The sequence below is a fragment of the Planctomycetota bacterium genome, assembly GCA_016125255.1.
Lineage (GTDB): Bacteria > Planctomycetota > Phycisphaerae > Phycisphaerales > Zrk34 > RI-421.
Genome location: WGMD01000009.1, coordinates 141,172 through 155,504, shown reverse-complemented (window position 1 = coordinate 155,504; position 14,333 = coordinate 141,172). Strand labels below are relative to the sequence as shown.

Annotated in this window: 10 protein-coding genes; 3 read left to right on the top strand and 7 right to left on the bottom strand. The window is 63.1% G+C overall.

Going from position 1 to position 14,333, the window contains the following annotated elements; all coding sequences use genetic code 11:
• Positions 1-13: 13 nt before the first annotated feature.
• Genes GC162_09380 through GC162_09370 form a run of 3 tightly spaced genes read right to left on the bottom strand, consistent with a single transcriptional unit; the run spans position 14 to position 4,679 of the window.
• Positions 14-2,077: a hypothetical protein gene (locus GC162_09380; protein ID MBI1368849.1), complete on the bottom strand. Its 2,064-nt coding sequence runs from the start codon at positions 2,075-2,077 to the stop codon at positions 14-16.
• Positions 2,074-3,333: a PQQ-binding-like beta-propeller repeat protein gene (locus GC162_09375; protein MBI1368848.1), complete on the bottom strand. Its 1,260-nt coding sequence runs from the start codon at positions 3,331-3,333 to the stop codon at positions 2,074-2,076. Before GC162_09375 ends, GC162_09380 begins: the two co-directional genes overlap by 4 nt.
• Before the next feature lie 23 nt (positions 3,334-3,356).
• Positions 3,357-4,679, bottom strand: a complete 1,323-nt coding sequence (locus GC162_09370) for a PQQ-binding-like beta-propeller repeat protein (GenBank protein MBI1368847.1) — start codon at positions 4,677-4,679, stop codon at positions 3,357-3,359.
• A 107-nt stretch (positions 4,680-4,786) separates the two neighbouring features.
• On the opposite strand from GC162_09370, the gene GC162_09365 reads away from it, so the two are divergent.
• Genes GC162_09365 through GC162_09355 form a run of 3 tightly spaced genes read left to right on the top strand, consistent with a single transcriptional unit; the run spans position 4,787 to position 7,693 of the window.
• Complete coding sequence (locus tag GC162_09365; GenBank protein MBI1368846.1) at positions 4,787-6,025, top strand: PQQ-binding-like beta-propeller repeat protein; 1,239 nt, start codon at positions 4,787-4,789, stop codon at positions 6,023-6,025.
• Positions 6,022-6,933, top strand: coding sequence for a TIM barrel protein (locus GC162_09360; protein MBI1368845.1), 912 nt, complete (start codon positions 6,022-6,024; stop codon positions 6,931-6,933). The genes GC162_09365 and GC162_09360 overlap by 4 nt, the downstream gene beginning before the upstream one ends.
• Before the next feature lie 16 nt (positions 6,934-6,949).
• A complete protein-coding gene (locus GC162_09355) occupies positions 6,950-7,693 on the top strand; it encodes a methyltransferase domain-containing protein (GenBank protein MBI1368844.1) in 744 nt (247 codons plus the stop codon).
• 2 nt (positions 7,694-7,695) lie between these two features.
• Here the strand turns inward: GC162_09355 and GC162_09350 are convergent, their stop codons facing one another.
• Genes GC162_09350 through GC162_09335 form a run of 4 tightly spaced genes read right to left on the bottom strand, consistent with a single transcriptional unit; the run spans position 7,696 to position 14,285 of the window.
• Entirely contained in the window at positions 7,696-9,138 is a 1,443-nt protein-coding gene (locus tag GC162_09350) for a DUF1501 domain-containing protein (GenBank protein ID MBI1368843.1), read from the bottom strand.
• A 25-nt stretch (positions 9,139-9,163) separates the two neighbouring features.
• Positions 9,164-12,220, bottom strand: a complete 3,057-nt coding sequence (locus GC162_09345) for a DUF1549 domain-containing protein (GenBank protein ID MBI1368842.1) — start codon at positions 12,218-12,220, stop codon at positions 9,164-9,166.
• Positions 12,221-12,232: 12 nt separating this feature from the next.
• Positions 12,233-13,762, bottom strand: a complete 1,530-nt coding sequence (locus GC162_09340) for a hypothetical protein (GenBank protein ID MBI1368841.1) — start codon at positions 13,760-13,762, stop codon at positions 12,233-12,235.
• Positions 13,755-14,285 carry a sigma-70 family RNA polymerase sigma factor gene (locus GC162_09335; GenBank protein MBI1368840.1) on the bottom strand — a complete coding sequence of 177 codons (531 nt, stop codon included), beginning with the start codon at positions 14,283-14,285 and terminating at the stop codon, positions 13,755-13,757. Before GC162_09335 ends, GC162_09340 begins: the two co-directional genes overlap by 8 nt.
• Positions 14,286-14,333: the final 48 nt, after the last annotated feature.

The following is a 14,333-nucleotide window of genomic DNA, read 5'->3' as shown; positions in this document are numbered from 1 at the left end:
CGATGATCCCGCCCTATGGTTCGCGCGGCAGGCCGATGCGATCGAACGGAATCGCCTCAAAATGAAGGCGCTCCAGCATCGCCGGGTCGAGCTTCACAGCCATGTCCATCGGCGTCCGTCCCGCCGTCTCCGCCATCTCGATCTCCGGCGCGTTGTCGGCGATGGCGACTTCTTCTTCCTTGACGCCGTGCAGCGTCAGCCAGTCTTTGACATTCACGAACACGTTGTGCTCGATGACATTGCCCAAAGGTGACGCCGGATCGTGATCCTTGATCGTCGCCAGCGTCGGATAGCGTTCGCTGTACGGCGGCTCGGTTATGCGCATCGCGTCGAGTTTCTCATACATGCCCCACCCGCCGCCGGGTTTGATATATTCGCTGGCCCATCCGCGTCCGCGGGCGTCGATCCAGATGCCCGTCCGGCAGCCGATGAAGATGTTGTTGCGCGTGATGTTGTCGCGTCCGCCGCCGATGAGCATGCCCCGATCCCCGCCCGCCAGAATGTTGCCCTCCACCGTGATGCCCGGCGCGGTGTCGTCGTGATAGATCAGACTTGCACCAAACGAGCGGCCGGTCCCCTTGAGGATGCCCGGCTCATCGGGTATCTCCACCGCCGGCGCCGCAGTCGGCCCGCAGTCGTGCAGGTAGTTGTAACGGATGACATGACCCCGCGCGGTCCAGTCCCGCCCCGTGTAGATCGCGCCCGCATCGTCCGAATCGAGCACGACGTGATGAATCTCGTTGAACTCGATCACCTGATCGTTCCCGCCGTAAAGAATCCCCGCGTGCGGCCCGTCATGAATCAGATTGTTCGCCACGCGCAGCCCCACACCGTGCATCGCAATGCCCGGCCGATACGTCCGCTGCACGCGCCCGAAATCGTGGATGTGATTGCCGATCGCCACATGTCCCCCGCTCTCGAGCGTCTTGCGATTCCCCCCCGACAGAATCAGTCCGGTCCCCCCGACGCCGCCGATCTCGCACGCTTCGACGCGATCGTTCCTTCCGCCTTCGATCGCCACGCCGACATCGCCGACGTTCCGCACGGTGCATCGGTGGACCGCCACATTCTCGCCGTCGCGCACGATGATCCCCGACCCGCGCGTCGCTTCGATCGTCAGTCCCTCGATCGTGACGTGCGATGCGCCGCGCATTGAAATCATCGGACCATCCATCACCGACAGCATCACCTCGCCCGACCCCTTCGGCGGCCAGAAGTACAACTTCCCCGTCCCGCGATCCAGGTACCACTCGCCCGGCGCGTCCAATTCACAGAGCAGGTTGTAACCGATGAAGCGTGCGCCCGTCTTCATGCCGTAGTCGTGACTTACTCCCGTGATGATCGTTTTCGCTTCGGTGTCGATCGACTTGATCGGAAGATACTGATCCGCCCAATCGTGTCGCCAGTACCCGTACACCCACGCATCCGGCTCCGCCTTCCATCGCGCCGGCCGATCGCCCGGGTACGTGAACTGATCGCCGGGCTCGCCGCCCGAACCCTTTACCGCGCCCAGCCACCCGGCATTCGGATAGCGCGCCAGCGTCATCACCTGACCGTCGAAGAACAACTCCGGCCACATCGTCGCGCCGCGCCCGAAACCCGTCGCGCCAATGGCGCCGAAGTCCTTAACACCGAACTTCGCCAGATCGACGACGCGCACATGCTCCCGCGCCGCCGGATCGAGCCGCGACGTCACCGCTTCGTCCGTCACCGGTTCAAATCCGACCAGCACCACGCCGCCGCAGAACACCGGCTTCTCGTTGTTTGCCGCGCGATACGTGACCGGCGCCGCCTCCGTCCCGCCATCTTCGCGCTTCAGTTCGAAACTTGTCATGCATCGATACAGACCGCCATGCACGATGATTGTCACCGCGTCGCTGATCTGTCGCGCTTTGCGCTGAGCCCGCACACGATCGCGCGCCGCTTCGAGCGTCGCCAGCGGCGCGTCGGCTGATCCCGTCGCCTGATCGTTGCCGTCGGGCGCGACATGTAGTTCCGTCGCGCGGGCTGTCAGGGTGATGCACAACATGAGCGCGGCGAGCATCGGCCGCCGCAGGCCGTACAAATGATTCATCATTTCTCGATCCGATACAGATGCGTGCGCGTCCGCAGGTACAGCGCGTTGTCCACGACGGCGGGCGACGCCATGAACCCGTCGTCCAGTGTGTTTTCAGCGAGTTTCTTGAATGTTTTGCCCGCTTCGATGACCGTCGTCTTGCCATGTTCTTCAAAGAAATAGATGCGACCCGCCGCATAGATCGGCGAGGCGGAGTACGTCCCGTCGATGCGATCCTTCCATATTTCCTGTCCGGTCATGGCGTCGAGGCACGTCAGCACGCCGCTGTCTTCGCACATGTAAATGAGCCCGTCGACAAGCAGCGGCGACGGCTTCTTCGGCACGCCGCGCAGGACTTTCCACACCACATTCGTGTCATTGACCACCCCGCTCCCGCCCGGCCGCACGGCCCAGAGCTGCCCGCGCGCCAGTCCCGTGCAGAAGTAGGCCAGTCCGTTACCCGCCACCGGGCGCGAGCTGGCCGAGTGATTCGACTTTTCCTCGATGCGCCAAAGCTCTTCGCCCGTGCGCGGGTCGTAGGCGTAACCGGCCTTCGAAGCCGGGCTCAACAGCACCGGCTTACCATCGAGCGCCGCGATCAGCGGCGTGGCGAAACCCTTGCGGAAATCGCCATCACCCTTGGGCTTGCCGCTCGGCTCCAGGTCGCCGAAGTCCACCGAGCGATTCGTCTTCCACACGACCTTACCCGTGTTCTTGTCCATCGCGCAGATGAACTGGTAGTCGCTGCCGTCAAAGGGCAGAATCAGCAGATTCTCAAAAAGAATCGGCGACGCCCCCGCGCCGCGGAAGTGATTGCAGTAAAGGTCGCGCTGCGTCCAGAGCACTTTGCCCGTCGCCGTATCGATGCAGGCCGTGCCGGCGGAGCCGAACGTCACGTACACCCGCCCCGCTTCGATGACCGGCGACGGCGAGGCATAGCTGTTGAAGTCATGGCAGAATTGCGGTTCCGCCACCTCGAACAGCTTCATGTCATGCACGATCTTTCCCGTATTTCGATCGACGCAGACGGCGTAGCGCTCATGCCCTGCCGGGTCGGCCGTCGTCATCCAAATCTGATCGCCCCAGATAACCGGCGATGACCACGCCTTCCCGTGAATCGCCGTCTTCCACTTGACGTTCTCGCTCTCGCTCCATGTCAGCGGCAGGTCCGTCGCGTCGACGATGCCCATGTGCCCCGGCCCGCGAAAATCGGGCCAGTTGTCCGACGCCCGCACCGCGGCGTTCATCATGATCGCCATCACACCCGTCAGCACCATCACCATCGCGCGCATCATGCACCTCATTGTGTCACCGGAATCAGTTCCATGCACAAAAGTCGATCCGCCCCGCGTACATACAGCAGTCCGTGCGAAAGAATCGGCGCCGCCCATGCGGGATACTTGAGCTTCTCGGTCCCGTCGTCATCGCCCAGCGCGAGCATGCCCGCCATGTCGAACTTCTCGTGGTTGACACGCAGGAGCAGCAACCGGCCATATTCCGTCAGACAGATGAAATGATCATCGACATAGAGCAGCGACGACCGCGTCAATCGCGGTTGACTCCACTTCACTTCGCCCGTCTTGAAATCGAGGCAGCGCAGTTCAGCGTTGCCCGTGTGCCGCCCGCTGCAACCATACAGATACCCCTCGCGTACAATCGGCGTGTTCCAATGCGCCTGCATGTGCTCCCGCTCATTGGGCCCGTCGCGCCAGACGATGTCGTACCCGCCGGGTTTGACCTTCAAGAGCGACGCCCCCGGCCCGTAGGTCTCGCTGATGAACACCATGTCGTTGACCACAATCGGCGTCGAGGCGTTGACGCTCTCGTTGATGCGCGCCCGCCAAGGGTATTGAAAGTCGACTTTCCCCGTTGCGGGCTCAAAGCCGACGAGTCCCCCGCGCGTGAAGACGAAGCACCATCGCCTCCCGTCGATCGTCGCCGTCACGGGACTCGAATAGCTCGCCAGTTCATCGGTGATGTGATACACGACCTGGCCGGTGTGTTTGTTGAACGCGACGATGCCGCTGTCGAGGCCTTTGGTGTGCCCCGAGCCGATGGGTTCACTGTCGGGCGGGCTGCCGCCGACTTGCGCGATGAGCAGGTCGCCTTCGATGACGGGCGTCGACCCGACGCCGAAAAAATTGGGCACGACGTTGAACTTCTCGAATGTGTCGACCTGCCAGATGACTTTGCCATTGACGACGTTCAGGCACGTCAGTTTCCCGAGCGGCCCATAGATGTAGACGCGATCGTCATCGACGATCGGGCTGCACCGCGGCCCATTGTTGTAACCGTACATGTCTTCGTACTTGGTCGGATAGGCATAGCTCCAAAGATCCGTGCCGCCTTCGCTGGTCATGCAGGTGAGCGTGAGCTGGTCGCCGATGCGTTCAAAGAGAAAGAGCCGGCCGCGCGAAATCGTCGGCATGGAGTAACCGGTGTTGAGCTTGCGTTCCCAGATGATGCGCGGCGGGTGCGCGTCCCATTGCGTGAGGATGCCTTTCTCGTCAGACGTGCTGTTGTGATGGGGGCCCAGAAACGTCGGCCAATCGTCGCCGGCCTTGCGCGTCCCCAAATCGGGAACCTGTGCGGCGGCGTAACCCGTCGCCAGAGCGATGCTCATGATTACCCATAAAACCCGTCGCACGATACAATATTCCTCGCACATGCCTCGTTGAACCGGAGCATCATAGCACTCCGTCCCGCACAACCCCATCGAAGAGCCGACGCATGAGAAGCCCGATCTGTTGCATCGCCCTGTTGTGCGGCCTAATCGCCCCGAACGCTTTCGCGCAGGAATGGACGCGATTCCGGGGACCTAACGGGACCGGGATCAGCGACGCCGCCACGATTCCGACAAAGTGGACCGATGCCGACTATGTGTGGAAGATCGAATTGCCCGGCGAAGGACACTCGTCGCCGGTGCTCTGGGGCAAGAAGCTGTTTCTTCTGTGCACGGACAAAAAGACCGCGACCCGCACGCTTGTGTGCATCGACGCGGACACAGGCAAGGTGAACTGGAAGACGGACTTCGCCTCGTCGACGTCGCACCTTCATGATTTCAACAGCTACGCCTCCTCGACGCCGGCGGTCGATGCGGAGCGCGTGTACATCACATGGGCCACGCCCGAGAAGGACCAGATCGTCGCGCTGGATCACGATGGGAAGATCGTATGGGACTGCGACCTGGGGCCGTTCAATTCGCAGCACGGTTCCGGCGCGTCGCCGATGGTGTACGAAGACAAGGTGATCATCGCCGACGATCAACTGGGCCCGAGTTTCGTTTTCGCCATCGACGCCAAGAGCGGCAAGGTCGTCTGGCGCACCGCGCGGCGGAGTGCGAACACGGCGTACTCGACGCCGTGCGTCTACACCCCCGCCACCGGACGCCCGATGCTGCTGTTCACCAGCAACGGCAACGGCATCAGCGCGATGGACCCCGACAGCGGCGCGATGCTCTGGGACACGCCCAAGGTGTTCGACAAACGCAGCATCTTCTCGCCCGTGCTCGCCGGCGACGTCGTCATCGGTAGCTGCGGGTCCGGCGGCGGCGCGAAGAACTACACCGTCGCGCTCAAACTCGACCCGCATCATCCCAACGATCCGCCCAAGGAACTCTACCGCATCGATCGCGCCTCGGCGTACGTGCCGACGCCGATCTCGTTCAACGGGCGCATCTTCATGGTCGCCGACAGCGGCGTAGCCACATGCTTCAACCCCGAAACCGGCGAAGTCGTCTGGCGCGAACGGCTCGGCGGGGAGTTCTTCTCGTCGCCCCTGTGCATCAACGGCGTGATCTACGCCGTCAGCCGGGCGGGCGAAGTGGTGACATTCAAGGCGTCGGATCAGTTTGAGGTCCTCGGGCGCATGCCGCTCGACGAACTGACGCATGCCACGCCTGCCGTCGCGATGGGCCGCCTGTACATCCGCACGCTGACGCATCTTTACTGCATTGGAGGCAAGTCTTGAACCAACCGACGCTGACCCGACGCTCGCTCTTGTCAGCCGCCGCTATCGCCGCGGTGTCGCCGATGTTTCCCGCAGCACGAACGCTGGCGATGGAACCGATCAAACGCACCGGGCGGCAGCACCTGAAGCTCAGTCTCGCGGCATATTCGATGCGCAAATATCTGGGCGCGGCCAAAGACAGCGCCGACGCGATGGACATGCTCGGGTTCATCGACTGGGCCGCCACCCTCAATCTCGATTCGGTGGAGCTGACGAGCTACTGGATTCCCGATCCGCCGACGCCCGAGTACCTCGCGCAGATCAAGCAGCACTGCCACCTGCACGGCCTGAACGTCAGCGGCGGCGCGATCCGCAACAACTTCACGCTCCCGGCGGGCGATGAACTGGAAAAATGGTTCAAGCACGTCGAATCGTGGGTCGAGTACTACGCGGCGATCGGGGCGCCGGTGATCCGCATCTTCGCCGGCGTGCCGCCCAAGGGGACGAGCGACGAGGAAGGCATCGCGCGGGCGATTCCGAACATCGAGCGGGCGTGCGACATCGCCGGCAAGCGCGGCATCATGCTCGGTCTCGAAAACCACGACTATCTCACCAACATCGACCGCCTCATGCCGATCATCGAAGCGGTCAAGTCGCCGTGGTTCGGCGTGAACCTCGACACGGGTAACTTCAATTCGCCCGATCCGTATATCGACATCGAGCGCGTCGCGCCGTATGCCGTCAACGTGCAGGTCAAAGCCGAGATTCACCGGACGGGCAAGCCCAAGGAGCCGGCGGACCTGAAACGCGTGGTGAAGATCCTCAAGGACTCGGGCTACAGCGGGCCGCTCGCGCTGGAGTACGAAGCGGAGGAAGAGCCGCGCACGGCGATTCCGCGTCTGCTCGATGAACTGCGAAGCTACCTGTAAGTCGGCGACGTGACGTATGGATCGCAACTACTGGGACATGGCCGCACAGGATTACGACCGGCAGATCCTCGATTCGCTCAACACCGATCTTCGCGGCGTGATCCCCCGACGGCTCGATGAACTGTCGGACGCCCGGCACACCGCCTGCGATTTCGGGTGCGGCGTCGGGCATTATCTGCCGTCGCTCGCTGCCCGATTCAAGCGCGTGATCGGCATCGATCTGTCACCGAAACTGCTCAAGATCGCTTCGGAGCGCTGCGGGCATCTCAATAATGTGGAACTGGTCGTCGGCGATCTGGCGCGGACACGGCGGAGATTGCCGAAGGTGCATCTGGCCGTGTGCACCAACGTGCTCATCGCGCCGGCTCTTCACAAATCTCGGGCGATTCTCGGCAATATTCACCGCCATGTCGTGCGCGGCGGGCGACTCATGCTGCTCGTGCCGTCGCTCGAATCGGCGCTGTGGGCGAACCTGCGCCTCATCGAATGGAACCAACGCTGCGGACAATCGCTGGCGGCGGCTCGGCGGGAGGCGATCAAGCCCGACTACGCGGCGCTGGAAGGCGTGATCGATCGCGAGGAGGTGCCGCACCGTCACTACCTGCGCGAGCAGATCATCGCGATGCTCGACGAAGCGGGTTTCGTCACGGAGCGGACGGACAAGGCGGAGTATCCGTGGGACACGGAGTTCGAACATCCCCCGGGGTGGATGAAGGAACCCTATCCGTGGGACTGGCTCATCATCGCGCGGAAACGTTGAGGTCAGCTCAGAATGGCGTGCACCGGCTCGGCGGGGTTGACGCCGGTGAGGCGCATGTCCAGTCCCTGGTACTTGACGCTGAAGCGGTCGTGATCAATGCCGAGCTGATGCAGCATGGTCGCATGCAGGTCGCGGACGTTGACGGGGTTTTCGACGGCGCTGTAGCCCAGTTCATCGGTCGCGCCGTAGCTGACGCCGCCCTTGACTCCGCCGCCGGCGAGCATCATGGAAAAGCCCTTGATGTGGTGATCTCGCCCGTCGCCCTGTGCCATGGGCGTGCGGCCGAATTCGCCGCCCCAGATGATGAGCGTGTCCTCGAGCATGCCGCGCTGCTTCAGGTCATTGATCAGCGCCGCGGTGGGCTGATCGGTCAGGCCCGAGCAGATTTCCATGAACTTCTTGAGACCGCCGTGATGGTCCCATCCACGATGATAGAGATGAATGAATCGCACGCCGCGTTCGGCGAGTCGCCGCGCGAGGAGGCAGTTGCTGGCAAATGATCCGTCGCCGGGCTTTTTGACGCCGTACATGTCGAGGATATGCTTGGGCTCGTCGGACATGTCCATCAGTTCGGGGACGGACATCTGCATGCGGAACGCCATCTCGTACTGCGTGATGCGCGTGGCGATTTCGGGATTTTCGACGGCTTCGTTGCGGACCTCGTCAAGCTGCTGCACCGTGCGGATGACGCATTCCTGCTGCGCGCGGGTGTAGCCGGCGGGATTGGACACGTAATGCACCGGGTCCCCGGTCGAGTAGAACTCGACGCCCTGAAAGCGCGAGGGGAGAAAACCACTGGACCACTGACGCGACGAGATCGGCTGCGGGCTGCGGCCGCCGCGGCTGGTGAGCACGACGAAACCGGGCAGGTCCTGCGTGTCGGAGCCGAGCCCATAGAGTGTCCATGAGCCCATCGAAGGGCGTCCGCTGATGGCGGTGCCGGTGTTCATGAACGTGTGCGCGGGGTCGTGATTGATCTGCTCCGTGACCATCGAACGCACGATGGCGACCTCGTCGGCGATCGAACCGATGTGCGGGAAGAAGTCGCTGATGACCTGTCCGCTCTTGCCGTACTTTTTGAATTTCGTCTGCGGGCCGTAGCAGTTGAGCGGCTTGCCCTGAAGCTGCGCGATGGGCATGCCGGCGGTGTAGGACCCGGGCATGGGCTTGCCGTTCATCTCTTCGAGCTTGGGCTTGTAGTCGAAGGTTTCGAGGTGACTGGGTCCGCCGGCCATGCACAGGAAGATGACGCGCTTGGCCCGGGGCGCGAAATGGCGGGGATCGACGACGCCCCGGTACGGCGTCGACGCGGCGGCGCTTCCCGGCACTGCCAGCAGGCGTTCATTGAGCAGTGTCGACAGCGCCGCCGCACCGAGGCCGACGCCGGAGTTGCGCAGGAATGTGCGGCGGGTCGAATGAAGCTGAAGTTTTTCGAGGGGATTCATGAGAGTTCTCCGCGTTGGCGGTTTGTCAGTTGCGTGTGATGGTTTCGTTGAGGTTCAGAAGCGCGCGAGCCACGCTGGTCCAGGCCGCAAGCTCCGGCGCCGCGATATCCTTCGGCGCCGGGGTGAACCCGACCTGCGCGAGCGACGCCGCCGAGGATGGATCCGCGGAAAATTCGCTGCGATGCTCCGTCAGCAGATCGCTCAAAAGTGCGACCTCGCGCTCCTGCGGCGTGCGGCTCGTCGCCATGCGGAATGCCCAGCCGATCTTCGCCTTGTCCGTCGCCCCGCCTTCGTGCACGATCCGAGCGGCGAAGACGCGGGCGGCCTCGGTGAACGTCGGATCGTTGAGCATCGTCAATGCGGCCGTCGGCGTGTTGCTCACCGGCCGCATCGCCGTGCATTCCTCGCGGCTCGGGGCGTCGAAGGCCTTGAGCATCGGATGCAGGAACTGACGCTGCCAGTGCATGTACACGCCGCGACGCCACTGGTTTTCATCCTTATCTTCCTGATATTTACGCTCGGGAAAGTTCAGGTGGGCGTAATAGCCCTGGGGCTGATACGGTTTGCAGCTCGGGCCGCCGATCGTATCGACGAGCAACCCGCTGATCGCCAATGCATTGTCGCGGATCATCTCGGCGGGCAGGCGCGGGCGGGACTGATGCGCATAGAGTCGATTGTCCGGATCGCGCTCGGCGATCTGCGCGGGCGTGACGGACGACTGGCGATACGCGCGGCTCATCACGATGAGCTTCATCATGTGCTTGACGTCCCATCCGCTGTGCATGAACTCCAGCGCCAGCCGATCGAGAAGTTCCGGGTACACCGGCGGCTCGCCCTGTCCGCCGAAGTCGTCAAGCACGCGCGCGATGCCGACGCCCATGAGCAGGTACCAGAATCGGTTCGCCTGCACGCGCGCCGTCATCTCGCCGACGCCGCCCTCGGCGACGGGCTTGAAGAGCCAGTGCGCCAGGTCAAGCCGCGTCGCCCGCTGGTCGTCGGCACGGATGTGGCCCATGAACTGCGGAATCGCCGGCTCGACGATCTCGCCTGACTCATCCATCCAGTTGCCCCGATTGAGCACGCGCACCACGCGCGGCTCCTTCAGCGCCCGCGTGTACATCGTCAACGGGCCCCGCTTCTCGATGCCATCGCGCTCCTTCTGAAGCACGGCGATCTGCGCACCGAGTTTCGCATAATCAGCCGACTGGCCCAACTGATAACTCGCCAGTGCTTCACGCTGCGCCTTCGTGCGTTTGTCGCCGGGCGTGCGCAGCGCTTCAACAATGGCCGGGGGGAGCTGAGCGGCGCTGACGACGCCCATGTCATCCCAGTACACCGACCCGCCGAACTGGGTGAACGCCACGGCGGACACCGCATCGCCCTTGTTCAGGCCGACTTTCGCCGCGTTGACCTCAAGGCGCACCCACTTGCCCGCCTCGGGCAAATCACCCGCGCGGTGATAGGACGGCACATCCTTCGCATCGCGCCCGTAGGTAATGGCGTTCTCGCCCCAATAGGCGCGGTGCACCCAGTCCGTGCCGTCGTTGAACTGGATCATGACCGCCTTGGGCGGATTCTTGGCGTCGAGATAGACCCAAAGATAGAACGCTTGATCATCGACGATCAATTTCGCGGGATTGATGCCTTCGAAGATATGCTGCGTCAATCCGCCTGACGTCTGCAACCGACTGGTCTTTCCGCTGTGTACCGGTCCTTTGTCCGCTGCAACATCCTTCCATCCGCCGCGCACCTTGCTGCCCGCCAGCGGACCGTCATCAAGCCACGCATAATCCTGCGGCTTGGCGCCCTTGATATCCGCAAGCATTTCCTTCTCCCACTTCGCCTGACCCGACGCCAGCGTCGCCTTGAACTGATCCATCTCTTTCTGCACCGCGGCGATTTTCTGATCGAGCTCCGCCGCCTTCGCCTTCAGCTCCGCCGTCATCACGCGCATCTCCGGCAAGCGCACGGTCGGCAGGCCGTTGAGACTGCCCTGACGCCGCAGATGGTCTTCATCATCGATGTCCGCGAAGAACGCGCCCATCGAGTAGAAGTCCTTGATGGTGTACGGATCATACTTGTGGTTGTGGCACTGGCAGCAGCCCATCGTCGCGCCCATCCACACCTGTGAAAAATTGCGGATGCGGTCGGCCTGATAAATCGCGCGGTATTCCTTGAGCTGGAGCCCGCCTTCGTGCGTCGTCTGAAGCACGCGGTTGTAGCCCGTCGCCACGATCTGATCCTCCGTCGGATTCGGCAGAAGATCACCGGCAAGCTGCTCGGTGCTGAACTGGTCGAAGGGCTTGTTCGCGTTGAGCGCGTTGATGATGTAGTCGCGATAGGGATAGATGCTCTGGGGTTGATCCCCGTGATACCCGACCGTGTCCGCGTAACGCACCAGGTCGAGCCAGTAGATCGCCATGCGCTCCCCGTAATGCGGCGAGGCGAGCAGGCGATCGACCACTTTCTCAAACGCATTGGGGCTCTTGTCATTCACGAACGCATCGACTTGAGCAAGCGTCGGCGGCAACCCCGTCAGATCGAACGATACGCGACGAATCAGCGTCGCGCGGTCGGCGTCCGGAGCCGGATGCAGCCCCTCCGCATCGAGCCGGGCCTCGACGTAGTTGTCGATCCAGTTGGCGGGCCAGGCCGCATCCTTCACCGTCGGCGCCGGCGTCTCCTTGGGCGGCACATACGCCCAGTGCTTCTCGTACACCGCGCCCTGCTCGATCCATTTCTTAAGCGTCGCTTTCTCCGCATCGCTCAGCGGTTTGTGCGCCTTGGGCGGCGGCATGATGTCGTCCGGATCGCTGGCGTAGATGCGCTCGACCAGCTTGCTCTTTTCCGGATGACCCGCCACGATCGCCGCCGCGCCGTGTTTGTCGAGCTTGACGGCGCTGTCGCGCTGGTCGATGCGCAGATCGCCCTTGACGTGCTTGGCGTCCGGGCCGTGACAGGCGAAGCATTTGTCCGTGATGATCGGGGCGATGTCGCGGTTGAAGTCCACGGGCTTGTCCGCCTTCGCGACCGCCCCGAGGATCAACACGCACGCCGGCAACATGAAAAACTTCCGAACCATAACTGCTCCCAATTACGGGTGATGAATCATCTGATAGTGCTCGCGGATTTGTTCGTCCGACAGAGCCCGGTTGTAGATCGCCACTTCGTCAAGCCGCCCGATGAAGTACCGCCGATAGGGCATCGTCTTGATGTCCGTCAGCTTGCCGAACGACACGTATGGATCGAGGTAGATGTTCGTCGCATCGGTCGCGATGCCTGTCAGTTCGCCGTCGAGATAGAACCGCATGTTCGCGCCCTGCTTGACCGCCACGACATGATGCCACTTGCCCGGCTCGTAGGTCCGTGCGGAATAAATGTTCGTCCCGCCTTCGATCCCCGCCGGCACGCGATGCAGGAAGCGGATCGTCGCGTCGTCTTCGAGTTCCGCCGCCATGACATGATGCTGACGGTCCGTGCGCGTCGGTTCACCGCTTCGCTCGGTCATCTCCACGAGCATCCCGCGGTGCACCCATTCGGGCATGACCCAGAACTCCACGCAGTAATCATTCATCTGCATCCCGTCGAGCGGTTCGGTTGCATACAGATACTGGTCCGACCGGTTGGGGCGGAACACCGCCGCGCGATCGCCCGGCGGACCGACCAGCGTGACCTTCCCGACGATCTGCGCCGCGTAATGGTCAGACATCTCGTTGGGCGATTGTCCATCGACAATCCGCTCGAACCGCCAATACCCGACCGGGTTGAGCGACTCGACCGCGTTGACATAGGCGTTCGTCACGCCCAGCCGGCGCGCTTCCAATTCTCGTATGAAATGCATCGGCTCTGCGGGCTTCCAATCCTCGATCGCCCCCGCTTTCGTCATGCAAATCTGCTCGCTGGCATGAAGCGCCCGCGTCACCGTTTGCCCCTCATGTTCCGTCACCGCATCGACGACGCCCTCGAACACCTGCACATTCGTCTCGCCGCCCACGTCGACGCCGAACGCCGTCCCGCGATCGATGACGCGCCCTGTCGGCGTGACGACCGTGAACCCGACGCTCTGCGGCGGCACATACGCCGTCAGCCGCCCCCGCCGCACATGCACCTGCATGCGCGAATCGAGCGACAACTCCGCCGGTCCCTCCACGATCAAATTCGCCCCCGACAACATCGCAATCTCCGCCCGCCCCGAGTCGATCGAAATCGTCCGCGGCGTCATCTCCTGCCCCACCCTCACCGGCTCCATCGCATCCGGCCAGTGCGCATCCTCCGCATACGTGAGCACCGCCACCGTCGCCGGCTCCGTCGCCGGGCGATTCGGCGTGAACATCCATACGAAAAGCCCGCACATCATCACCATCGCCGCCGCCGCCAGCGCCGGCCGCGCCCAGCGCCGCCGCACCGTGAAAATCGGCTCGATAAGCCCCGGTTCGTGCATCGCCTGCCGCAGCATCCGCTCGCGCGTGAGCCGCACCTGCATGCACGCATCGACGAACATCCGTCGCGCCGCCGCGTCCTCCCGCAGTTCGTCGTTCAACGCGCGCATCTGCGCTTCGTCCAGCGCACCGTCCAGATACGCCGCGAGGCGCTCGTCGATCGTCATCCGCGTCGCCTCAGACATTCGGCGCCTCCGAACCATGCACCTGCCGGTGCATGCAATCCGCCACCGCGCGATGAATTCGGCTCAAAGCCGTGTACACCGACGCGACTGTCTGCTTCGTCCGTTCCGCCACAGTCTCCCCGCTCATGCCCTGCTCGTATCGCATGGCGTACATCTGACGCGCCCGCGGCGTCAGCCCGCTCAGACAATGCGCCAATGCATCATCCAGTTCGTACTGCTCAATCCCGTCAAACCGGCTCCACTGATCCTCCAAAAGGTCCAGCACATCGCTGTCGATCACCGTCGCGTGCCTGGCCGCATCGCGCTTCAGATGTATCACCTTGTACTTCGCCGCCTGACGCAGCCAGCCCAGCAGATGTGCCGCGCTTTCGATCTCGGCGCGCTTGCGGATCGCCAGAATCGAAATCTCCTGGTAGACGTCCTCCGCCGCGTGATCGTCGCGCAGCAACGACCAGATGAACGCCAGCAGCTTGGCGCGATCCTTCAGAAGCAGCCGAACAACAACATCGTGATCAATCGCCATGGGTCTACCTGTATCTTCCCACAGCGTGGACCGACTCAACACCGTCCC